General features: G+C 61.4%; 22 protein-coding genes and 1 pseudogene. 13 read left to right on the forward strand and 10 right to left on the reverse strand.

Features of this window, described 5'->3' with window-relative positions; genetic code table 11:
- The first annotated feature begins 46 nt into the window (after positions 1–46).
- Genes H7847_RS04775 through H7847_RS04800 form a run of 6 tightly spaced genes read left to right on the forward strand, consistent with a single transcriptional unit; the run spans position 47 to position 7,279 of the window.
- Positions 47–697 carry a nuclear transport factor 2 family protein gene (locus tag H7847_RS04775; RefSeq protein ID WP_264479465.1) on the forward strand — a complete coding sequence of 217 codons (651 nt, stop codon included), beginning with the start codon at positions 47–49 and terminating at the stop codon, positions 695–697.
- A complete protein-coding gene (locus H7847_RS04780) occupies positions 694–2,388 on the forward strand; it encodes a hydantoinase B/oxoprolinase family protein (RefSeq protein WP_227268248.1) in 1,695 nt (564 codons plus the stop codon). The genes H7847_RS04775 and H7847_RS04780 overlap by 4 nt, the downstream gene beginning before the upstream one ends.
- The gene (locus H7847_RS04785; protein ID WP_227268249.1) at positions 2,385–4,448 is read left to right on the forward strand and encodes a hydantoinase/oxoprolinase family protein; all 2,064 of its coding nucleotides are present in this window, start codon (positions 2,385–2,387) and stop codon (positions 4,446–4,448) included. The genes H7847_RS04780 and H7847_RS04785 overlap by 4 nt, the downstream gene beginning before the upstream one ends.
- On the forward strand, positions 4,445–5,065 hold the full coding sequence (locus H7847_RS04790; protein ID WP_227268250.1) for a cysteine hydrolase family protein: 621 nt from the start codon (positions 4,445–4,447) through the stop codon (positions 5,063–5,065). The genes H7847_RS04785 and H7847_RS04790 overlap by 4 nt, the downstream gene beginning before the upstream one ends.
- Positions 5,062–5,919: an isocitrate lyase/PEP mutase family protein gene (locus H7847_RS04795; protein WP_227268251.1), complete on the forward strand. Its 858-nt coding sequence runs from the start codon at positions 5,062–5,064 to the stop codon at positions 5,917–5,919. Before H7847_RS04790 ends, H7847_RS04795 begins: the two co-directional genes overlap by 4 nt.
- Positions 5,906–7,279: an FAD-dependent oxidoreductase gene (locus H7847_RS04800; protein WP_227268252.1), complete on the forward strand. Its 1,374-nt coding sequence runs from the start codon at positions 5,906–5,908 to the stop codon at positions 7,277–7,279. The genes H7847_RS04795 and H7847_RS04800 overlap by 14 nt, the downstream gene beginning before the upstream one ends.
- On the opposite strand, the gene H7847_RS04805 is transcribed toward H7847_RS04800, so the two are convergent.
- Together H7847_RS04805 and H7847_RS27105 are read right to left on the reverse strand one after the other, a co-directional pair.
- Entirely contained in the window at positions 7,193–7,714 is a 522-nt protein-coding gene (locus tag H7847_RS04805) for a hypothetical protein (RefSeq protein WP_227268253.1), read from the reverse strand. The two genes, H7847_RS04800 and H7847_RS04805, sit on opposite strands and share 87 nt — an antisense overlap.
- Positions 7,715–7,910: 196 nt before the next feature.
- Positions 7,911–8,115, reverse strand: a pseudogene (locus H7847_RS27105) (transposase); the annotation flags it as partial.
- A 591-nt stretch (positions 8,116–8,706) separates the two neighbouring features.
- Between H7847_RS27105 and H7847_RS04815 the strand changes: the two are divergent.
- The gene (locus H7847_RS04815; protein ID WP_227268255.1) at positions 8,707–9,828 is read left to right on the forward strand and encodes an efflux RND transporter periplasmic adaptor subunit; all 1,122 of its coding nucleotides are present in this window, start codon (positions 8,707–8,709) and stop codon (positions 9,826–9,828) included.
- A gap of 12 nt (positions 9,829–9,840) precedes the next feature.
- Positions 9,841–13,005 (forward strand): efflux RND transporter permease subunit, encoded by a 3,165-nt coding sequence (locus tag H7847_RS04820; RefSeq protein ID WP_227268256.1) that lies wholly within the window; start codon positions 9,841–9,843, stop codon positions 13,003–13,005.
- Here the strand turns inward: H7847_RS04820 and H7847_RS04825 are convergent, their stop codons facing one another.
- Genes H7847_RS04825 through def (H7847_RS04845) form a run of 5 tightly spaced genes read right to left on the reverse strand, consistent with a single transcriptional unit; the run spans position 13,006 to position 15,710 of the window.
- Positions 13,006–13,242 carry a hypothetical protein gene (locus H7847_RS04825; RefSeq protein ID WP_227268257.1) on the reverse strand — a complete coding sequence of 79 codons (237 nt, stop codon included), beginning with the start codon at positions 13,240–13,242 and terminating at the stop codon, positions 13,006–13,008.
- On the reverse strand, positions 13,242–14,159 hold the full coding sequence (fmt, locus tag H7847_RS04830) for a methionyl-tRNA formyltransferase (RefSeq protein WP_227268258.1): 918 nt from the start codon (positions 14,157–14,159) through the stop codon (positions 13,242–13,244). The genes H7847_RS04825 and fmt overlap by 1 nt, the downstream gene beginning before the upstream one ends.
- Positions 14,160–14,197: 38 nt before the next feature.
- On the reverse strand, positions 14,198–14,695 hold the full coding sequence (def, locus tag H7847_RS04835) for a peptide deformylase (protein WP_227268259.1): 498 nt from the start codon (positions 14,693–14,695) through the stop codon (positions 14,198–14,200).
- Positions 14,692–15,195 (reverse strand): peptide deformylase, encoded by a 504-nt coding sequence (def, locus tag H7847_RS04840; RefSeq protein WP_227268260.1) that lies wholly within the window; start codon positions 15,193–15,195, stop codon positions 14,692–14,694. The genes def (H7847_RS04835) and def (H7847_RS04840) overlap by 4 nt, the downstream gene beginning before the upstream one ends.
- Positions 15,192–15,710: a peptide deformylase gene (def, locus tag H7847_RS04845; protein WP_227268261.1), complete on the reverse strand. Its 519-nt coding sequence runs from the start codon at positions 15,708–15,710 to the stop codon at positions 15,192–15,194. The genes def (H7847_RS04840) and def (H7847_RS04845) overlap by 4 nt, the downstream gene beginning before the upstream one ends.
- Before the next feature lie 105 nt (positions 15,711–15,815).
- Here def (H7847_RS04845) and H7847_RS04850 point away from each other — a divergent pair, with 105 nt between their 5' ends.
- A complete protein-coding gene (locus H7847_RS04850) occupies positions 15,816–16,988 on the forward strand; it encodes a MalY/PatB family protein (protein WP_227268262.1) in 1,173 nt (390 codons plus the stop codon).
- Here the strand turns inward: H7847_RS04850 and H7847_RS04855 are convergent.
- A complete protein-coding gene (locus H7847_RS04855; protein ID WP_227268263.1) occupies positions 16,972–17,340 on the reverse strand; it encodes a hypothetical protein in 369 nt (122 codons plus the stop codon). The genes H7847_RS04850 and H7847_RS04855 overlap by 17 nt on opposite strands.
- Before the next feature lie 180 nt (positions 17,341–17,520).
- On the opposite strand from H7847_RS04855, the gene H7847_RS04860 reads away from it, so the two are divergent.
- Positions 17,521–18,495: a glutathione S-transferase family protein gene (locus H7847_RS04860; RefSeq protein WP_227268264.1), complete on the forward strand. Its 975-nt coding sequence runs from the start codon at positions 17,521–17,523 to the stop codon at positions 18,493–18,495.
- Positions 18,496–18,534: 39 nt separating this feature from the next.
- On the opposite strand, the gene H7847_RS04865 is transcribed toward H7847_RS04860, so the two are convergent.
- Positions 18,535–18,921, reverse strand: a complete 387-nt coding sequence (locus H7847_RS04865; protein WP_227268265.1) for a response regulator transcription factor — start codon at positions 18,919–18,921, stop codon at positions 18,535–18,537.
- Positions 18,922–19,117: 196 nt separating this feature from the next.
- On the opposite strand from H7847_RS04865, the gene cobD reads away from it, so the two are divergent.
- The 3 genes from cobD to H7847_RS04880 are packed head-to-tail and all read left to right on the forward strand — an operon-like array spanning position 19,118 to position 22,169.
- On the forward strand, positions 19,118–20,071 hold the full coding sequence (cobD, locus tag H7847_RS04870; protein ID WP_227268266.1) for a threonine-phosphate decarboxylase CobD: 954 nt from the start codon (positions 19,118–19,120) through the stop codon (positions 20,069–20,071).
- Positions 20,068–20,979, forward strand: a complete 912-nt coding sequence (cbiB, locus tag H7847_RS04875) for an adenosylcobinamide-phosphate synthase CbiB (RefSeq protein WP_227268267.1) — start codon at positions 20,068–20,070, stop codon at positions 20,977–20,979. The genes cobD and cbiB overlap by 4 nt, the downstream gene beginning before the upstream one ends.
- Positions 20,980–20,996: 17 nt before the next feature.
- Positions 20,997–22,169, forward strand: a complete 1,173-nt coding sequence (locus H7847_RS04880; protein ID WP_227268268.1) for a lytic murein transglycosylase — start codon at positions 20,997–20,999, stop codon at positions 22,167–22,169.
- Positions 22,170–22,279: 110 nt separating this feature from the next.
- Here the strand turns inward: H7847_RS04880 and H7847_RS04885 are convergent, their stop codons facing one another.
- The gene (locus H7847_RS04885; RefSeq protein ID WP_227268269.1) at positions 22,280–22,633 is read right to left on the reverse strand and encodes a hypothetical protein; all 354 of its coding nucleotides are present in this window, start codon (positions 22,631–22,633) and stop codon (positions 22,280–22,282) included.
- Between the last annotated feature and the right edge of the window lie 19 nt (positions 22,634–22,652).

The following is a 22,652-nucleotide window of genomic DNA, read 5'->3' on the forward strand; positions in this document are numbered from 1 at the left end:
TCGGAGCAAAGCAGAGCCTAGTGATACCCCTAGAAAATGCAAGAGATTGTACTTCATTTCGACGATGATTCTGCTTAACAATGAAACACAATTGTTATTACAGATAATACAAATGAATGGAGAGTGTACCGTGCCAATCGTCGAGCTGCATGTAATCGAAGGCTATTCTCCGAAAGAAAAACAACGGCTTGGCGCAGCGCTGACCGAGGCGGTGCGATTCGTGGTGCCCGCGGCAGCCGAGCTGGTGACAGTGCTGATCCACGACCTTCCTGCACAGGATTACTACCGCGGTGGGACCACGCGCAGCCCGGCCCCCGCGCGATCGGATCCGGCCCAACTCGTGCGCGATTTCCTTACCGCGATGGAGGCGCGCGACCTTGCTCGCGCTCAGTCTATGCTGGGTGAAGGCTTCATGATGGCCTTTCCCGGTTCAGGTCCGATGACCTCGTTGCAGGAACTGATCAACTGGGCCAAGCCTCGGTACAATCACGTCGCCAAAACCTATCAAGGCTTCGAGGCGATGCAGGGGCTCGGTGATGTTGCGGTCGTCTATTGCCGCGGCACCTTGTCGGGTGAATGGCCCGACGGTTCCCCTTTTGACGGCATCCGCTTTATTGACCGGTTCGAGGTCATGGACGGGCGCATCACTCGCCAAGAGGTCTGGAACGACATTGCAGAATTAAAGGCGCGCAAATGACCGAAATCGACCCGATCACGCTGTCGGTTCTTGCCGGCCGAATGGAACAGATCGCCGACGAGATGGATGCCACGCTGTTCCGCGCGGCCTTTAACCCGATCATCGCCGAGGCGCATGACGCCAGCCACGGGCTGTATCACGCCACCACTGGCGACACCTTGGTGCAGGGTAAATCCGGCCTGCCGATCTTCGTCGGTGTGATGTCGTTCGCGGTGAAAGCGGTAATCGAAAAAGCCGCCGCTGACGGCGATCTGGAAAACGGTGACATCTACATCTTCAACGATGCACACATCGGCGGCACACATCTAAGCGACATGCGCCTGGTACGACCCTACTTCCACAACGGTAAGCTGTTCTGTTTCCTCGCGTCGGTTGGCCATTGGCACGATGTCGGCGGCGCGGTACCCGGCAATTACAATCCGGGCGCGACCGAGGTGTTTCAGGAGGCCTTCGTGCTGCCGCCCGTGAAACTGGCACGGAAGGGGACCGTCAATCAGGACATCATCGACATTCTCTTGCGCAATACCCGGTTGCCGCAATCGGCGATGGGAGACCTGAATGGCCAGCTTGGCGCGCTTGATCTGGGTGTCCAGCGGATGGATGAGTTGCTGACCGAATATGGCGGCGATACGATTACGGCCGCACTTGAAGCTTTGGGCAACCGGGCCGAAGCATTGATGCGGGCCGAACTGGCCGAGCTGCCGGACGGACGATGGGAGGCCGAGGATTTCCTCGACAACGACGGTATCATCGATGAAGCACTGAAGATCCGGGTGGCTTTGGAGATCAAAGACGACCGGATGGTGCTGGATTTTTCGGGTTCTTCGCCGCAATGCGCGGGGCCGGTCAACATCGCGCTGCCCACCACGGCCGCGGCGGCCTATGTCGCCATCAAGCATGTGTTCCCAGCCCTTCCCGCCAACGCGGGCGTAATGCGCCCCATTGAGGTGATCGTGCCTGAAGGGTCGCTTCTTTCCGCCGAGTTTCCCGCTCCGACGGGCGGCTACACTGAGACCATCCTGCGCATGATCGACGTGGTCTTTTCGGCCTTCGCGCAAGCTGCGCCAGACCGGGTTGTGGCCAATGCTTACGGCACGATCAATGCGCTTTCGATTGCAGGAAAGCGGTCGGACGGCACGGCTTGGGTCATGTTTTCGTTCTACGGTGGCGGACACGGCGGTTCGGTCGAAAGCGATGGGTTGAACCACGGCAATGCGCCAATCTCGACGGCGACCATTCCGCCGATGGAGATCCTTGAAGCGGCTTATCCGGTAATGTTCCGCACCTGGGCTTTACGGCCCGATTCGGGCGGTGCAGGCGCGCACCGTGGCGGGATGGGTGCCGTCTATGAGATTGAAGTGCTTGAGGAAAATGGTGCGGAGGCATTTCTCTTCGGCGAGCGCGGGCGGTTTGCTCCGAAAGGGATTGTCGAGGGTGGCGATGGAGCCATGAACCATTTCACCTTTGAACAATCGGACGGTTGGCAAGCACCGCCGTTGGCCTCGAAAATGCGCGGGATCAAGCTGACACAAGGGCAGGCGGTGCGGCTGGAAACACCGGGCGGCGGCGGATACGGCCCGGCGGCGGCACGCGAGGCGCGCGCGGTGGCACGGGATGTTGCGCGTGGTCTGGTCAGCGCCGATCAGGCCGACACCGACTATGGAACCGCCTGGCGCGAGGTGACGGTATGAGCGGGCAAATGATCGGCGTCGATGTCGGTGGTACGTTTACGGACGTCTTCGTGCTGAACGAGGCCGCCGGCTCGGCCAGCGTTGCCAAAGTGCCCACGACCCGACCCGACCAGTCGGTTGGGTTTCTTGACGGCATCGGGCGCGAGGTCGACACACTTAGCGAGGTGGCGGTGGTCGTTCATGGCACGACGGCCGGAACGAACGCCCTGCTGGAGCGCAAGGGTGCCAAGACCGGTGTCATCTGCACCGCGGGGTTGCGCGACGTTCTGGAAATGCGCCGCCGCGACCGGCCTCGCACCTGGGGGCTACGCGGCGATTTCGAACCGGTCGTTGACCGGCGTGACCGGCTGGAAGTGCAAGAGCGCACACTGGCCGATGGCAGCATTCGCACGCCGGTCGATCTTGACGCCGTGCGCATGGCAGCTCGGCAGTTGTGCGATCAGGGTTGCAAGGCCGTCGCGGTGCTGTTCGCCAATGCCTATGCCAATCCGGAAAATGAGGCTGCCGCCGTGGCCGCTGTGCGCGAGGTCTGGCCCAATCCGCATGTCTCTGCGTCTTCCGAGATATTGCCCGAGATACGCGAGTTCGAGCGGTTCTCGACCACTGCGCTGAATGCCTATTTGCAACCCGAAGTTTCGGGCTATCTGGGACGTCTGGAAACGGCCCTGACCGAAGGCGGGTTCGACGGCGAGTTCATGATCGTGCAGTCAAACGGCGGCGTGATGACGGTGGATACTGCCTGTCGCCTGCCGGTGCGCACCGCCTTGTCCGGCCCGGCTGCGGGCGTGATTGCGGCGGGATATATCGCCGGTGTCGCGGGCTTTGATAACGTCATCACCGGCGATATGGGCGGCACCAGTTTCGACGTGTCCCTGATCGCGGGCGGGCAATCCATTCTGTCGCCTCAAACCTCGATCGATTTCGGCATGGTGGTCCGCAACCCGATGATCGAGATTACCACCATCGGAGCGGGCGGTGGCTCGATCGCCTGGGTCGACAAGGGAGGGCTTTTGAACATCGGCCCCGAAAGCGCCGGGTCTGATCCCGGCCCTGTGGCCTACGGGCTGGGCAATGACCGGCCGACGGTGACGGACGCAAATGTGGTGCTGGGCCGGATTGATCCCGATAACCCCATTGGCGGCAAACTTGACCGGCTGGATATCGAAGCCGCCGGGCGGGCCATCGACGCCCATGTGGGCGCGCCGCTGGGCCTCGACACGGTCGCAGCGGCCGAGGCCATTCTGCGGGTCGCCAATTCGCGGATGGCCGGTGCAATCCGGCTCGTGTCCATCGAACGGGGCTTCGATCCAAAGCGTTTTGCCTTCATGCCATTCGGCGGTGGCGGCGCGCTGCATGCAGGCGCGATGTTGGCCGAGGTCGGGATCGCGCGCGCGATTGTGCCTCGCTATCCCGGCGTTACCTCTGCCATGGGCTGCGTGATCGCCGACATGCGGCAGGACTTCGTGCAGACCGTCAACACGCTGGTCGACACGCTGGATGAAGCCGCATTGGGTGACTTCATGCAGGCTAATACCGATGACGGGATGGCACTGCTGGAAGCCTCCCGCACCAGTTTTGAGGCACGCGAGGCGTCGTTCACGCTCGATATGGCCTATGTCGGGCAAACGCACACCGTGTCGGTGCCGCTTGATGTCACGATGGTGGACGACAAGGTAACGCCGCCCTCTAAGGCCGAGATCGAGGTGGCGTTCGACACTACCTATCAGGCCACCTTTGGGCGGCTTCTTCAGAACGGCACGCGGCGGATATTGAATCTGCGCACTGCGGTCACCGGCAAACGGCCCAAGTTCGATCTGGCCACGCTAGCACCAGGTACCACTGGAAGCGTCGCTCCAACCGCCACCCGGAAAGTTCACTTCGGCAACGTCTGGCTTGAGACCGCTATCCATGATCGGCTGTCGCTGCCCGTCGGCGCCGTGATCAACGGTCCGGCCATTCTAACCCAACCCGACACAACGGTGCTGATTGAACCGGGCCTCGCCGGAAAGGTCGACCGTTTTGGCAACACCATCATCGAACCGGTGGAGGGAGACGCATGAGCGATCCGACCACTTGGGACCTGTCGCGCACAGCGCTTTTGACAATCGACCTGCAAAACGACTTTCTGCATCCGGAGTGTGCTTATGGACGCGCTGGCCAAACCGACGAGGCGATCACGGCGCTTCCCGACCGCATCGCACCGCTTGCTGCCGCCTTGCGCACGCGGGGCGGGCGGTATTTCTCTGCACAGTTCACGCTTGTACCCGACCGCGACGGAGAGCCATTGATCGCGCCTCATCTGAAAACCCTGCGCCCGTTTCTGGGCCGGGGGGATTTTGTTCCGGGTGGCTTCGGGCACTCTTTGGTGGATACGCTGGCTCCTGCAGACTTCACCATTGAAAAGGTGGCCTATTCGGCCTTCTACCAAACCCGACTGGAGTACATCATGCGTGCAACCGGGATCGAAACCCTGATCGTCGGCGGCATTGTGACAAACGGGGGCGTCGCTTCGACGCTCAGGGACGCGCATCTGCGCAACATCGATACCGTGATGCTCACCGATGGCTGCGCGGCCTTTCGTCAAGAAGTCCATGATGCAACGCTGCTCTCTCTCGGCACGGTCACGCATCAGATGAGCTGCGCTGATGCTTTGAGCTGGTTGGAGGCCGCGACATGACATTGCGCGCCCGGCTCGCGCAAAAGGAAATCCTGGTCGCCCCTGGCGTCTACGACGGGTTGACAGCAACGCTGGCCGAGGCGGCGGGGTTTCAGGCGCTCTATCTGTCGGGGGCGGCGGTGGCCTATACTCGACTGGGGCGCCCCGACATCGGGCTCAGCACTATGTCGGAAATGGCCGACACCATGGCGCTGATCGCCGACCGCGTCGAGCTGCCGGTGATCATCGACGCCGATACCGGCTTTGGCAACGCATTGAACGCGCAACGCACAATGCGGGTCTACGAGCGCGCCGGTGCCGCGGCCTTGCAGGTCGAAGACCAAAGCCATCCGAAGCGCTGCGGGCATCTGACAGACAAGTCCCTGATCCCCGCGACCGAGATGGTAGGCAAGATCGCTGCGATGGCCGACGCACGCGCTCGCGACACCTTGATCATCGCACGCACCGACGCGATCGCCGTCGAGGGGATTTCCGCCGCTATGGATCGGGCCGAGGCCTATATTGAGGCAGGTGCGGATGTGCTGTTCATCGAGGCACCCCAGACCCGCGCGCAACTGGAGGACGTCGCCAAGACCTTCGCCGTACGCATCCCGCTGCTGGCGAACATGGTCGAAGGCGGTGCAACCCCGATCACTGGATCGGATGATCTGGAAAGCCTGGGCTTTTCCATCGTGATCTTTCCCGGCGGCATCGTCCGGGCGCTCGCCCGCACTGGCGAAGCCTACTATCAAAGCCTCGCCGCCCACGGCTCAAACACGCGGTTCCAGGACCGGATGTTCGATTTCGACGGGTTGAACGAAGCTATCGGCACCACCGAGATGCTGACCCTCGGCAAACGCTATGACGGCAACTGACGTCAGCGTCTCGGCACCTCCTGACCGTTTCGACCTATCGGTCGAGACACTGATCATCGGTGCGGGCGCCTGCGGGTTGGTCGCTGCCCTTTCAGCTGTGGAGACAGGCCGAGAGGTGCTGGTGGTCGAGGCCGACGAGGTGCCACGCGGCTCGACGGCATTGTCAGCGGGACTGATCCCGGCGGCTGGTACAAGGGTTCAACGTGCCGCCGGCATCGACGATACACCCGAGAGGTTCGCCGCCGACATCCAGGCCAAGGCGCATGGCGAGAACGACCCCTCACTGGCCGAACTGCTGGCCCATGGCGCAGCAGAGGTCATCGACTGGCTAAGCGACACCCACCACCTGCCGTTTTCCGTTGTGACCGATTTCGACTATCCCGGCCATTCCCGTCACCGAATGCACGGATTGCCCAGCCGCTCAGGCACGGAACTGATCGACGCGCTGCGTAGTGCTGCCGAAACCGCAGGGATCGATATCGTCTGTGAAAGCCGTGCGACAACGCTTTACCATGCCGAAGACCGGATCGCCGGTGTTGGCGTCACCCGCCCCGACGGCGGGGTCGAGACCATAGGATGCGACCGGCTGATCCTCGCTTGCAACGGGTTCGGCGGCAATCGCGACCTCGTCGCACAACACATGCCGGACATCTCCGAGGCGGTTTGGTTCGGTCATGACGGCAACCGCGGCGAGGCCGTGCTTTGGGCGGACGCCATCGGAGCCAAGACCCGGCACCTCGGGGCCTATCAGGGGCACGGAAATGTCGCGCATCCACATGGCATCCTGATCACATGGGCAGTGATCACCCAAGGCGGGATACAGGTGAACCACTACGGTGAGAGGTTTTGGAACGAAGCGCAGGGTTATTCGGAAGCGGCGCGTGCCGTGCTGGCCCAACCCGGCGGCGAAGCTTTCGCGATCTTCGACGAACGCATCGCCGGGATCGCGCGACAATTCGAAGACTTCAAGCGCGCAGAGGCCGCTGGAGCGGTACGGACCGACGACACAATCGAGGGCCTCGCTCGGGTGTTCGGATTGCCGCCCACTGCACTTGGCGAGACACTCGCCCAAATTCCATGGGGCCAAATAGACGAATTTGGCCGCCGCTTCGAAGGTCCGCCTCTATGCGCAAGATTCTGCGGGGTTCGTGTGACCGGAGCGTTGTTTCACACCCAAGGCGGGCTTTGCGTCGACGCTGACGCCCGCGTGCTGCGTCCCGACGGAGGCGCGTTTTCCAATCTCTTTGCGGGTGGTGGCGCGGCCTGCGGCGTTTCAGGCAGCGCTGACAGCGGCTATTTGTCGGGTAACGGTCTTTTGGCAGCGGCTGTTTTGGGCCGAATTGCCGGCCGATCCAACTAGAACGGCACACTTGGAGTAATTCGGGCGGATACTGCCCTTGGCATGAACTTCCTCCATGAAGCTGTCCGTTGCCAACAAGGAGTCAGATTGATCAGCTTTGGGCATTCCTTTTTTGGCACCAACAGCATCTGAGTATGGCTCCTGCATTGCGAGCGTTTTTTTGATTTCTGCGGTGACTTTCGTCAGTACTGTGGTCTGTTCCCACTGCCCGGTAGTTGATTGCAAAGCAATCAATGAAAGGGGCCTGTTTGTGCGGTGGTGTTCCGCTGGCCCTCTCTGTCGGGACATCGCTGCGCAATACCCTGCCGGGCAGTGGATGAGGTCCGCAAGCGAGGTTCCAATCGGCTTATCGACCTTGGGGGCCGCCGCTGACATTCCCGGAGTGTCCTTGCTCTTGGTTGACTTAATCCGCATCATCCCTTCAACGTCTTTCATTTCTCCGCAGTGCGCGTGGTCAGAACGCTGGCTCCTGGTATTCCTGTTTCTTTGTGAGCATCTCCCAGATGATCCTGGCTGCCTTGTTGGACATCGCTGTTGCTGCCGACCGGAATGGTTTGTCCGCGATGATCTATCGCGGCCCAAAGATCCGCCTTTTCAGACGAACGCTTTGCCATGACAGCGCGCGAGGTCATGCTGACCACCAGAAGCTTCCGGATATAGCGATCGCCTTTCTTCGTGATCTTGCCCAGACGCTCTTTGCCGCCACTCGATTTGTTGAGTGGCGGCAGTCCAAGCCATGCGGCTAGATCGCGCCCTTTGCGGAACTGATGTGCGTCACCAATCGTGGCGACGACCGCTGAGGCCGTGATCGGTCCAATTCCCGGCATGCGCATCAACCTGCGCGCATCAAAACTTAGCATGGCATGTTGTTCGATCATCTTGCAACAGCCATCGATGCGTTCGTTCAAGCCGATGAATTGATAGCACTGCATGCCAAGCATGCCGTTTGCGATCTCTGGCATTTTGGGATGATCTCCAGCCAGATGACGCTTTGCAAACGCCGTCACTGCTTCAATCCCAATGGGCAGGATGTGCCCGAACTCGCGCAACAGACTGCCGGTCAGTGATCCAGGCCAACGGTCTTTACTGTCATTGGGTAGCTCCTTTCCGAGCAGTCGATGAAAACTGCACTTTGGCAAACTCGATGACGGTGGAAAAGGACACATCCAACTCATCCGCTTTGGTCAAAATGGCCGAACGGCCCGCAGCAAACTGGTGCGTGCCCGCCTGATCGGCTTTGCCGGGCAGGAGCCCGGTGAAGAGCAAACCGCCGACCTGCAGTCCTGTTCAAGTTCACCGGAGGACTGGTTTAAGCCCCGAAATTAAGTCATCATATCGACGTGAACGGGATAACCAGCGGGTTTGAAGCTCGAAAAAACGAACTATCTGGTTTAGTTGAACTGTTTGATATCGGAAAAGGCTATTTCATGACCTCTGTTTTCGCCCAGAAGGGCATTTTTTCCGTTATATCGGCCTGTGTCTCCCTCGCGGCCCCAACGGCTGCAGTGTCCCAAGGCGGGCCAGCGGCGGTGGGAGTCGAAACGGTTCAGATACAAACGGTTGCAGAAACTGTTCCGCTTTTTGCCGAGGTTGTCACCTCGCGGGAAGGGACGATTGCCAGCCGGATCGCAGGGACGGTCGGCGAGGTTTTGGTCCTGGAAGGGGCCATCGTCGAGAAGGGAGATGTGCTGGCCAGGCTCGATACCGAACTGCTGGAGATTCTCGCCCGCCAGGCCGACGCCCAGCTGGCCGAAGCACAGGCCGGGATCACGATTGCCGAATCGAACCTGAACCGCGCGACAAACGCTTTGGCAAGAATCGAAGGGCTGCGCGATACGGCGTCCTTTTCGATCAGCCGTTTTGATGATGCGCAAAGCGATTATTTCCAGGCCGAAGGCACGCTTGCCGAAGCGCAGGCCCGCGTCAAAACCGCGGAAGCCGCCTTGGCCGAGGCCCGCTACCAGTTGGACCGCGCCGAGATCATAGCCCCCTTCCCCGGCATCGTACTGGAAGTCACGACCAATCCGGGTGAATTCATCAGCTCCGGCGCACCGGTCGTATCCTTGCTGGACACGCAATCCATCGAGATCGAAGCCAGTGTGCCCTCGCGTTTTGTCAGCGTTCTCGAACCGGGGCTGGCCGTAGAAGGCTACACCGAGACGGACGAGACCATGGCATTGGAGGTCAGGGTCTTGCTGCCCGTCGAAAACACCGCGACACGCACCCGGCCTGTGCGCTTTGTCTCAGAGCAATTGGCCGACTTGAATGCGCTGGCCATCGGCCAGTCGATCACCGTCAACATCCCGATCAGCGTCCCCAGAGAGGTCTTGTCGGTGCCCAAGGACGCATTGGTTCAGGCGCGCGGCGGCTGGACGGTCTTTGTCGCAGCAGACGGCACGGCCCAGCCCCGCACGGTTGAGATCGGGGTGGCCCTCGGGGACCGGTTTGAAGTGCTCAGCGGGCTGGCCGATGGCGATGTTGTCGTGACCCGTGGCAACGAACGGCTGCGCCCGGGGCAGGAAATCGCCCCCATGACCGCGAGCAACTAGGAGGCAACGACCATGGATATCATCCGCTTTGCGATCGACCGCCCGATTGCCGTCGTTGCCGCCGTTATCATGGCGGTCCTTTTCGGCCTGATCGCCGTCAGCCGCATTCCAATTCAGCTTGCACCCGATGTGCGCAAACCTGTCGTCGTGATCACAACCGACTGGCCCGGGGCCGCCCCTTCCGAGGTGGAGCGCGAGATCATAAACCCGCAGGAAGAGGCCCTGCGCGGCCTTGAAGGGCTCGACATCATGACATCGCGGGCCCAGACCGGCGAGGCGGAGGTCACATTGGAATTCGGTGTCGGCACCGACATGAGCCAGTCCCTGTTGCTGGTGTCAAACCGGCTCGACCGGGTCGGGGACTATCCCGATGAGGCAGGCGAACCCTCACTGGATACCTCCGGCTCCGATGACAGCCCGATCGCCTGGGTGCTGCTGACCGCGCAAGAGGGCAACACACGGCCCATGCCGACCTATGGCGATTTCGTCTCCGATGTCATCCAGGACCGGATTGAACGGATCGAAGGGGTCTCTGCCGTCAATGTCTTTGGCGGTGTGACCCGCGAACTGCAGGTCGTGGTCGATCCCCGGCGGCTGTCGCGGTTCGACCTGACGGTGCCCGAGGTGGTCCGCATTCTGCGCGACGAAAACATCTCCCTCTCCGCAGGGGATGTCGAGGAAGGCAAGCGCCGCTATGTGGTCCGCGCCGAAGGCAACCTCAACACCGTCGCCGCCATCGAAGAGGTGGTCTTGCGCTCTGGCACGGGCACAGGCGGCTCCGGTCGTGTGCGTGTGGGTGATATCGCAGATGTGGGTTTCGCCTTTGCCGACCCCACAAGCCGGCTGCGGTTCCGCGGGGAAGCCGGGCTCGCATTCAACATCGTCCGCGAACCGGGGGCCAATGTGATCGAGACGATGGCGCGTGTGCAGGATGTGCTGGCAGAACTTGCCGAAGGTCCTGTGGCCGAGGCCGGTTTGAACATGCGACAAGCCTATGACGAGACGATCTATATCAACGGTGCGATCGATCTGGTGACACAGAACATCTGGATCGGCGGGGCCTTGGCCGCCGCCGTGCTGCTGGCTTTTCTGCGCAGTCCGCGCGCGACACTTGTCGTGTCGCTTGCCATACCGGTCAGCATTGTGGCGACCTTCGTGGCGATGGCCGCAACGGGGCGGACGCTCAATGTGATCTCGCTGGCGGGGATCGCCTTTGCCGTGGGCATGATCGTGGATGCCGCCATCGTTGTGCTGGAAAACATCTACCGGCTGCGGGAGGAGGGCAAATCGCGACGCGACGCGGCCTATTTGGGGGCCAAACAGGTCTGGGGGGCCATTCTGGTCTCTGCGCTGACAACGGTTCTGGTCTTTGTACCGATCCTCATCATGCAGCTTGAGGCCGGACAGCTCTTTCGCGACATCGCGGTGGCGATCTCCGTCTCGGTGCTGCTGTCGCTGGTCGTGGCGGTCACCGTGATCCCCGCGCTTGCCAGCCGCTTGCTCACCAGTGGAGAGCAAAAGAAGATCAACATCTGGGGCCTCGATCATCTGGCGCGCGGTTTCCATCGTCTCGTGATGTCCTATGTGCGGATGACGGTCCGCTTTCGCACCCTGGGCATCTTGATGGTGGCCGCCATTGCCGGAGGGGCTGCGATTGCCACGGTGACCTTCCTGCCGCGGCTGGAGTATCTGCCGGAGGGCAACCGCAACCTCGTCTTTGGGCTCATCATCCCGCCGCCGGGTTATAACCTCGACACAACCCAGACCATCGCCGAACGGATCGAGACCGTCGCAACTCCCTTGTGGGAAGCAGCCCCCGAAACCCAGACCGAGGACGGCACGCCGACAATTGATAACTTCTTCTTTGTCGCCACGCCCGGCAACAGCTTTGTCGGCGCCTCGGCAATGGATGGTACCCGTGCCGGTGACCTGATCCCGGTTCTGTCGCAGCCGATCTTTGCCGAACCCGGCACCTTTGGCTTCATGACGCAACCCTCGCTCTTTGGGCGGGGCGTGGGCGGCGGACGTACGATCGAGCTGAATATCTCCGGGCAGGATCTTGACGAAATCCTCTCGGTCGCGGGGCAGGCCGCCGGGGTGATCTCGCAACTGCTGCCACGCGCCGAAGGTCATCAGTTCCGCCCGATCCCCGGCCTTGAACTCGGCGCGCCCGAGGTGCGTCTCGTGCCCGACCGCCTGCGGCTGGCCGATGCGGGGCTGACGGCCTCGGATCTGGCCACCACTGTCGATGCCTTCAACGACGGGCTGCGGATCGCCGAAATCACCGTTGGCGCGGAACGGATCAACCTGATGCTCAAGGGGGACCCCGGGCTGCGGTTCCAGCAGCGCACGCAGGACATCGGGCATTATCCCGTGGTGACCCCCTCGGGTCAGATCATACCCGTCTCCGCGCTGGCCAATGTGGTGGTGACCGCCGGCCCCACAGAGATACGTCACCGGGACCGGCTGCGCACCATCACGCTCGAGATACGCCCCTCCGACGCCCTGCCCCTCGAAGCCGCCGTTGAGCTTTTGGAGCAGGAGGTCGTGGCCCCCCTGCAAGAGCGTGGCCTGCCCAATGGCGTGCGGGTCACCGTCTCCGGCACGGCCGATCAGCTCAGCCAGACCTGGGAGGCCATTCAGATCAACCTCGCGGTCGCCCTCATCATCGTGTTCCTGGTCATGGCGATCCTGTTTGAGAGCTTTGTGTTGCCCCTGGTCATTCTGATCTCCGTACCGGTGGCCGCGGCGGGGGGTGTGGGAGGGCTGGCCTTGCTGAATACTTTCCAGACCCAACCGCTCGATATGCTGACATTGCTGGGCTTCATCATCCTTGTGGGGATCGTCGTCAACAACGCGATCCTGATCGTACACCAGACGCTCTATCATCTGCGCGATGAAGGCATGGCACCGATTGACGCCATCGAAGAGGCCACCCGCAACCGCATCCGCCCGATTTTCATGTCAACGCTCACCTCCGTCTGCGGCATGCTGCCGCTGGTGGTTTTCCCGGGCGAAGGATCAGAACTTTACCGCGGGCTCGGCGCGGTCGTTGTGGGCGGGCTGTCGATGTCGGCGTTCCTCACCCTGCTGACCGTGCCGCCGCTGCTGCGGCTCTGCGTCCGCTCGCCTGCCGCAAAGGAGGCCGCTGTCGTCGCAGGCACCCCCGCGCAGTGATTATCTGCGCCAGTGCGTGGGCACAATGATGAGCGCCCCGATGGAGGCTGCAATCGCGTTGAACCCCGGCCGGGCAAAGCCGATCCCGAACATCAGCGTCACAAAGTAGAACAGGAAAGCGCCGCCGATACAGATGATGATGCTTTGCAGATAGCCATTATGGGTAAATTTTGTCTTTTCCGACAGATACCCAACGATCCCGGCGATGACGACTGTTCCGATCAGGCTTGGAAACATCAGCTTTTCCCTTCGAATTTGGTGCCTTCGGTCAGCGGCCAGCCGTTGAGAAAGGTTGCGGCGTCCTGCGCGCCCTTGCCTGCGCGCTGCAAGCGGAGCAGTTCCACCGCGCCCTCACCACACACCACCCTGAGCGGGTTGAGAAGGACCGTGCCCGGTGCGCCCGCACCGGTGCTGAGCCGGGATGCCAGAATCTTGATCCGCGTGCCCCCCTGCATGCTCCAGGCACCGGGAAAGGGCGAGAGACCCCGAATGTGCCGGTCAACCTGCCGCGCAGGCGCGCGCCAGTCTATCTGTGCTTCGGACTTGTCGATCTTGTCGGCATAGGTGACGCCTGTCTCGGGCTGATCCACCGGCACCTGCTGCCCCAATTGCGCCAGGGCCTCGACAATCTGTTGCGCGCCCAACCGGCTCAGCCGGTCGTGCAGTGCGCCGGTTGTCTCCTCCGGCCCGATGTCGAGCGCTGCCCGGCGAAGCACCGGCCCGGTATCCAGTCCAGCCTCCATCTGCATGATGCAAATCCCGGTCTGAGCGTCCCCTGCCATGATCGCCCGGTGAATGGGCGCGGCCCCCCGCCAGCGCGGCAGCAGGCTGGCGTGGATGTTCAGGCACCCGTGCCGGGGGGCATCGAGGATCGCTTGCGGCAGGATCAGACCATAGGCCACGACGACTGCAACATCCGCCTGCAAGTCGGCAAACTCGGCCTGCGCCTGGGGGGATTTCAGCGAAGCCGGAGATCGCACAGGCAACCCCAGAGCCTCGGCGCAGCTTTGCACAGGCGTGGGGCGCTCCTTCTTGCCACGGCCCGCAGGCCGCGGGGGCTGGCAATAGACGCAAGCGATCTGATGCCCCTCCGCCACCAGCGCCTCCAGTATCGGCACGGAAAATTCCGGTGTGCCCATGAAGACTAAACGCATTTTGCTCCCCTTGCGGTCCGTAAGGCCTGCCGACCCGCTCACGACATCACCTTGCGGGCCCGGCGCAACAGCATGTCCCGTTTTACCTTGCTGAGACGGTCAAAATACATCCGCCCTGCCAGATGGTCGATCTGATGCTGCACGCTGGTAGCCTCCAGCCCGACAAAATCGCGCGTCAGATAGGCCCCTGTTTCGTCCATAAACCGCACCGACACAGCCCGGGGGCGTTTGATCTTGGCAGATACACCCGGCAGATTCGGGCTCGCCTCTTCATGCGCGTTCAGGATTGCCGAAGCCTCTATGATCTCCGGGTTTGCCATCCGAATACGCCGGTCACGTTTGTCCGAGGCATCGACAACCGCAAGGCGTAACATCACGCCGATCTGCGGCGCGGCCAGACCGACGCCCGGCATCGCATCCATCGTGTCGATCATATCTGTCCAGAGCGCGCGGATCTCGTCGGTCACCTCGGGCACGTCGTCTGCTGCGGTGCGCAGGCGCGCGTCGGGCCATCTCAGACAGGGGCGGACGGTCAAGCCTGCGCCTCGCTCTCGTCCCTGAGCACGCGCGCGCGGGTGTTCTGCGGGAGATGGTCCAACGTCACGATACCCTCCAGATGGTCGATCTCATGCTGAATGCAGACCGCGGCAATCCCCTCAAAGCTCTGCGCCTGCGGCTGACCCCCAAGGTCCGTCCAGCGCAGATCAATCCGGTCGGGTCGGGACACCTCGGCGGCAACCCCCGGGATCGACAGGCAGACCTCGGGTTGCGTGACCATCCGGTCGCTCGTCCCGGCAATCTGCGGGTTTACAAAGACCATCGGATCACGCGCCGCCTCCTTCCATTGGATATCCAACACAAAAAGGCGGCGCAGCACACCGACCTGAGGCGCCGCCAACCCGCGGCCAGATGCGGCATACATGGTCTCCAGCATATCATCCGCCAGACGTTCGATTTCAGGCGTGATGTCGTTGACGGGGTCACAGGCCACGCGCAGTCGCGGGTCAGGCCACTTCACGATCTCCCGCAGGCTCATGCGCGGGCAAGCTCGCGCTTGAGCTTGACCATCTTGCGGGTGATCATCTGCCGCCGCAGAGGTTTGAGATAGTCAATAAAAAGCTTGCCCTCCAGATGATCGATCTCATGCTGCGCACAGGTCGCCCAGAGGCCGGTGAACACCTCGGACTGCTCGGTCCCGTCCCGGGTCATCCAGCGCACTTCCACCTCGGACGGGCGCGTGACATCAGCGAACTGTTCCGGGATCGACAGGCAGCCCTCCTCGTAGACGCTGGTCTCGTCGGAGGCGGCAACGACCTCCGGGTTGAACATCACCAGCGGGCGCGGAGCTTCGCCTTTTTCCTTGATGCAGTCCATAACCACCAGCCGTTGCAAGACGCCGACCTGAGGAGCCGCCAGCCCGATGCCGGGCGCCTCATACATCGTCGCCAGCATGTCATCGGCAAGCTGGCGCAAATCATCCGTGATATCCGCAACGGGAGAGGCCACTTTCTTCAGCCGGGGATCGGGGTGCAAAAGGATATTCCGTTTCATAGGGTTCATTTAGGTCATGCACCCTTCCGGTGCAACAGAACTTGGGCTTGCCCCTGCCGTGTTTCCAGATAGCTTTCAGCTCAGTCAAAGCGCAGGAGAGGCCCCATGTCATTCAACGATCCCATAGACCGCCGCGGCACGCAGAGCTCCAAGTGGGATATGATGGAGGAACTCTACGACGTCCCCGCCGAGGACGGGTTGGCGATGTGGACCGCCGACAGCGACTATCCCACGGCCCCCTGCGTGATCGACGCCCTGCGCAAAGCGGCGGATCATGGGGTCTTTGGCTATATGCCGATCTACGACGAATACCTTCAGGCGGTGCAATGGTGGATGAAAACACGCCATAACTGGGAAATCGACACCTCCTGGATTCTGACCTCTCAGGGCCTCGGCAACGCCATCGCACTCTGTCTGGATGTCTGGACCGATCCGGGGGCAAGGGTTGTGACCTTCAACCCGGTCTATCACGAGTTCCGCGTGAAAGCGGAAAAGGCCGGGCGCTCGGTCGTCGCCTGCCCGCTCAAGCGCGAGGGATCGCAATATGTCTTGGACCTGGAGGACGCCCAATCGCGGCTGGACGGGTCAGAGCAGATGCTGATCTGGTGCTCACCCCAAAACCCGTCGGGCCGCGTCTGGACAGCCGACGAGTTGCGGGCGGTTGCGGATTTTGCGGTGCGCAATGATCTGATCCTGGTGTCGGACGAGATACATCACGATCTGGTCTTTCCGGGCGCGACCTTTGTCCCGATGCATATCGCGGCCCCGGAGATCACGGACCGTCTGGTGCTGCTGACAGCCGCCTCCAAGACCTTCAACATCGCCGGGCAACGCACCGGGAACATGATAATTCCCGATCCCAAGCTTCGTTCGGATATGCAAAAACGGCTGAACGCGCTGGATTACAAACCTGCGGGTCTCAGCTTGCGTATGATCACGGCCGCCTACTCCCCGGAAGGGGCGGACTGGGCGGATGCGCAGATCGCGCACCTTGACGAGAACCGCAAACTCTTTGATGCGGCCATCGCAGACATCCCCGGGGCGGCCTCGATGCCGCTGCAGGCCACCTATCTCGCCTGGGTGGACTTTTCGGGCACCGGCATGCGCTTTGAAGAGATATCGCATCGGGTACGCAAGGTGGCCCGCATTGCCCCCAGCAGCGGGCCTGACTTCGGACCCGGGGGCGAAACCTGCCTGCGCTTCAATCTGGCGACCCAGCGCGCCCGCGTCGAAGAAGCCTGCACGCGGCTCAAAGACGCCTTCAGCGATCTGCAGTAGCGCCGCGCGTATCCTCGATCAGAGCGGTGGGCGCACTGTCGAGACGCTCAAAATCAACGGCGGGCTTTTCCGCCACCGCGGTGGCGCGCTTGAATTCGAAGCGGCGCTCGCCTGCCTCTTCTTCGCTGGTGACAATCAGACACTGGAAAAGATGTATGCTGCCATCATAGAGATCGACAAACCCCCGCAACGCAGGCGCATCCGCCTCCATGGCGAACCCTGTCTTCCACATCCGCAAGACCGGTTTGATCTGCCCGTCCACTGTCACACGCAACCGAGAGGACTTTCTCATCCCCTCCACACGCGCCCGATCCAGACCATCCTGAATCTCCTTGGAAAAAACCGTTTCCACGATACCAAACTCCTGTCATCGACAGTGCTAGGAGTGACCTGAATCCGGTAAAATGCAAGTTAAGTTTTTATGTCATGCAGAAAACCGCTGTGCACCAACGCAGCCTGTCTGCGCGCAGATTGCTCTGGGCTTGCAGTAACCGGATATTTAAGCAGGCGCAGAACAATAAGGAGCTTGGGCATGGGATTGCTGGTAGACGGGGTCTGGCAGGATCAGTGGTACGACACAGAATCAACGGGCGGAAAATTCAAGCGGCAGGATGCGAAATTCCGCAACTGGATCACCCCGGACGGGGCGGCAGGGCCTACCGGTGACGCTGGCTTTACACCCGATTCGGGCCGGTATCACCTCTATGTCAGCTATGCCTGCCCCTGGGCGCACCGTGCTTTGATTTTTCGCCACCTCAAAGGGCTTGAGGATCATATCACCCTCTCAGTCGTTCATCCCGACATGCTGCAGGACGGCTGGACCTTCGAGACAGACAAGAAGGGGGCAACGGGAGACACACTCTACGGGTCACGGTTCGCACGTGAAATCTACACCCGCGCCGATCCGACGTTCACCGGACGGGTCACGGTGCCGATCCTTTGGGACAAAGTGCGCGAAACGATCGTTTCAAACGAAAGCTCCGAAATCATCCGGATGTTCAACAACGCCTTCGATGAGCTGACCGGGAATACCGACGATTATTGGCCCGCACCCCTGCGCGAGGCCATCGCCCCCATCAACGACCGGATTTACGACACGCTGAACAACGGAGTCTACAAAGCCGGTTTTGCCACAACGCAGACTGCCTATGACGCCGCGATTGGTCCGCTGTTTGACACGCTCGACTGCCTGGAGACGCGCCTTGCGCAGAACCGCTACCTGATAGGCGACCCTCTGACAGAGGCGGATTGGCGGCTTTTCACCACGTTGGTCCGTTTTGATCCGGTCTATCATCTGCATTTCAAATGCAACCGAAAGCGGATCATCGACTACCCCAATATCTGGGCTTATACCCGTGCGCTTTTCCAGCAAGAGGGCATCGCGGAAACCGTCAATTTCGATCACATCGTGCGCCATTACCATTACAGCCATGACAGCATCAATCCGCAGCGGATCATCCCGACAAATCCTCAGCTTGATTTCAACGCCCCCCACGGGCGTGACTGATCCCTGCCGCCTGCCACGCGCAGCAGACGCTGTCTTGGATCAGAGCGCACCTGCGGGGCCGACTTCCTCCGCCGGGCCGTAGTGCTCCACCATGGCGGCCAGGTCCTCTGGCGGGGTCGCACTCTGGACAAAGGCACAGGCATTCGGCGCGAACGAAAAGATCGAACCGTCGGAGAAGAAAGTTGTGTTCGTGACGAAGATGACTCGCGCGTCCGGCAGGCGGTAACTCGCATAGTCCGCGACCGCCAGCGCCGAGCCTTCGGCGAGCATCAGATCAAGAATAATTATGTCTGTCGGGGTCGCGCTCAGATGCGCAATTGCACCGTCTTGCCCACGCGCCCTCGATACGGTCATCCCCATGCGCTGGAGATGCCTTTGCCATATATTCGCAAGACCATTCTCGCTTTCGACGATCAGGACTTTCATGGACCTCCATTCCGGTAAGTACACCAAAATATGTGAAATATGCTATCCTTGGTGTTCCTCAAAGATTAAGAAAGCGTTAAAGCCTCGCCAGCAATCTTAATCGTTCCGTTCAGACTTGAATAACCGGCTAATTTCCGCTTTCAGCAACGGACAGAAACGCGGATTTGCGCCGAATAAGCATGGATTAGGTTTATTGTTGACAGGACAGGAACGCGATCACGGGGGCGGCATCGATGCCGCTTGTGCCCGGTACGGGGGCAGCCGAATCGGCTGGGCCGACCTTTCCACCGGCATAAACCCGCACCCCTATCCGATACCTTCCGTGCCTCAGGAGGCCTGGACAGCGCTCCCCGATCAGACGGCGCTGGCACAGCTGATAGCCGCCGCACGCACGTGCTGGAACGTCCCGGACGGCGCTGCGATTATGGCAGCCTCCGGCGCTTCCGCTCTGATTGCACAGATCCCAGGTCTGATCGCAAAGGGCCGTGTGACGATCCCCGGCCCGACCTATAACGAACACGCGGCGGCCTTCCGAGCCTATGGCTGGGAGATCGCCGATACCGGTGCCGCGCAGGCCCAAGTCATTGTGCATCCGAACAATCCGGATGGCAGGGTCTGGACCACGCAGTCTCTGCCGGTGCCGGACGCTGATCTGACCGTGATCGATGAAAGCTTTTGCGATACTCTCCCCGCGCAATCCTTGATAGCGGCGAGTAAGGAAAAAGGAACGCTGGTGCTGAAGAGCTTTGGGAAATTCTGGGGGCTTGCCGGTCTGCGGCTGGGCTTTGCGATCGGTGATCCGACGCTCATCGCCCGGCTTCGCGACCGTCTTGGGCCCTGGGCGGTGGCCGGGCCCGCGCTGACCATCGGGGCCGCCGCGCTGCGCGATCATGCTTGGGCAGAGCAAACACGCCGTCGACTGACTGAGGACAGCGCCCGGCTTGACCGCCTGATGCAGCGGGCGGGAGCGGATCCCCTGGGCGGGACCACCCTCTTTCGGCTTTACCGCGTGGAGGACGCCGCAGCCTGGCAAGACCGGCTGGCGCGGCACCACATCTGGTCACGCTGCTTTCCCTACGATGCACAGTGGCTGCGCCTGGGGCTGCCACATACGCTGCATTGGCCCCGGCTCGAAGCCGCCCTGGCATGAACATTGCGTTGGTGCTGGTCTGTGCCATGCTGCTTGATGCAGCCTTGGGCGAGCCGCGATGGCTGTGGTCGCGCGTGCCGCATCCGGCGGTCTTGATGGGGCGCCTGATCGGATGGTTGGACCGGTCCTTTAACATCGGCACGGAGCGGCGTGCCAAAGGCGTGGCCTGCCTGAGCGCTGCTGTCGCGCTGGCCGTGATGCTTGGCATCGCCATCGGGGCCTTGGGCCCTGTGGCAGAGATCATCGTTGCGGCGATCCTTCTGGCCCAGCGTTCGCTTGTCGAACATGTCACCGCGGTGGCCGACGGGTTGTGCCGCTCTGTCGCGGATGGTCGGACAGCCGTCGCGATGATCGTCAGCCGTGACACATCGGACATGGACGAGAGCCAAACCGCGCGGGCGGCCATCGAAAGCGCGGCAGAGAACCTGTCGGACGGGGTCATCGCCCCCGCTTTCTGGCTGTTGATCGGCGGGCTGCCGGGCCTTTTGGCCTATAAGATGGTCAATACCGCTGACAGCATGATCGGATACCGCACCCCACGGCACGAGGCCTTTGGCTGGGCCGCTGCCCGTACCGATGATCTGCTCAACCTGGTGCCCGCCCGTCTGACAGCCGCGCTGATCGCGCTGCCGGCAAAGCAGTTCGACGCCGCCGCACTCCGCGCGGATGCGGGGCTGCACCGGTCCCCCAACGCAGGCTGGCCCGAAGCGGCGATGTCCCGCGCTCTGGGGATCGCCCTGTCCGGTCCGCGCACCTACAACGGGCGCTTGCAGGATTTTCCGTGGGTCAATGCAGCAGGGCGGCGCAATCTGACCGCCGTAGACATTGACGAAACTATTGTCATGCTATGGAAGGCCTGGGCGCTCATGCTGGTGGTATCTGCGCTTTTTGGAATGTTGTTTCTTTAACCCTGCGGGAGACCCCGATGCGTCTGTCTGTTTTTCTTTTTTCTCTTGGTCTGCTGACCGCTCCAACGCTGGCTCTGGCAGCCTGCGGCGGCAATTTCCAAAGCTTTGTTCAAGGTATGAAGGCGGAAGCCGTGCAAAAGGGGCACGCCCCGGCGGCGGTTGATCGCTTTTTCTCAGGCGTGCAGCAAAGTGAGAGCGTGCTGCGCGCAGACCGCAGCCAAGGCGTCTTTCAAAAACCGTTTCTGGATTTTTCGCGCAACCTGATCTCCGACAGTCGCATGCGGAAAGGCCAGCAACTGGGCCGCGACTATGACGCGGTTTTTGATCTGATTGACCGACGCTACGGCGTGGATCGCGGTGTCCTGCTGGCCTTCTGGGCGTTCGAGACGGATTACGGCGGCTTTCAGGGCGATTTCAACACCGCCAACGCGCTGGTGACGCTGGCACATGATTGCCGCAGACCCAACCTTTTCCGTCCACAGGTCTTTGCCGCTATTGAGCTTTACGAGCGGGGCGAATTTGATCCGCGCACCACGACCGGGGCCTGGGCCGGAGAAATTGGCATGGTTCAGATGCTGCCACGCGATATCCTCGAACACGGTCAGGACGCGGATGGGGATGGCCAGGTGCGCCTCAAGACATCTGCTCCGGACGCGCTTGTCTCGGGGGCAGCCATGCTGGCCGGCTTTGGCTGGCGACCGGGCGAGCCTTGGTTGCAGGAAGTGCGCATGCCACAAGATTTTGACTGGTCCCAGACCGGTATTCACACCACAAAACCGGTGCGGGAATGGGCCGCTTTGGGAGTTAGCCCCCGCAACGGGTCGCTGCACCAGGGTGTCGCGGCCTCGATCATCCTGCCGCAGGGCCACAAGGGGCCCACTTTCATCACCTATCCCAATTTCAACGTCTATTTCGACTGGAACCAAAGCTTTACCTATGTGGTCACAGCCGCCTATTTCGGGACCCTGCTGGAGGGCGCGCCCGCCATGCAGCGTGGCAACCCTGATACTGGCCTGAGCGGCGATCAGATGAAAACCCTGCAAACCAAACTGCAGGCCCGAGGTCATGACGTAGGCAAAATCGACGGCATACTGGGCGCGCGCACCCGGATCGCCGTGCAAAAAGAACAGCAGCGGCTGGGCCTGCCCGCCGATGCATGGCCAACGCCTGCACTGCTCAACAGCCTTTGACGTGCTCGGTATTTACCACTTTTTAGCCGTTTACACTTAGCTTTCTGGTCGAAACTTACATTCAGGTTAGTTTTACTTCTCGACCTCGCAGGGCTGCGCGCTTTGCGAGGTCAGTTTTTTCCCGTCGATCTGATGGGAAATCGCAAGCCGTCCTGCGTGAGTAAAACAAAGCGCGTGCCGCTTTGCACATACCTGTCACATCGCCCGAAACCATTGCGATACTGAATACAGACCGTCCCATCCTCTGCGATACGGTAGCTGCCAAAGGCGGCCTCGCCGGAAGCATAGGTATAGGAATACGACCCTCCAGCCGCATATCTGGATTGACCGTCATCGTAAAAGACAATTGTCTGACCGGTCGTCAAGGTCTCTACCTCGTCCCGCGTCAGCACCCGGTCGGTCTCACGCAGCGCCCAATCCGCGGCGAACGCGGGCATCGCGACACAAAGGGCCGCCAAAGACATCAAGAATTTCATGGGTTTG

Source organism: Roseobacter weihaiensis (assembly GCF_020622345.1).
Classification (GTDB): Bacteria; Pseudomonadota; Alphaproteobacteria; order Rhodobacterales; family Rhodobacteraceae; genus Roseobacter; species Roseobacter weihaiensis.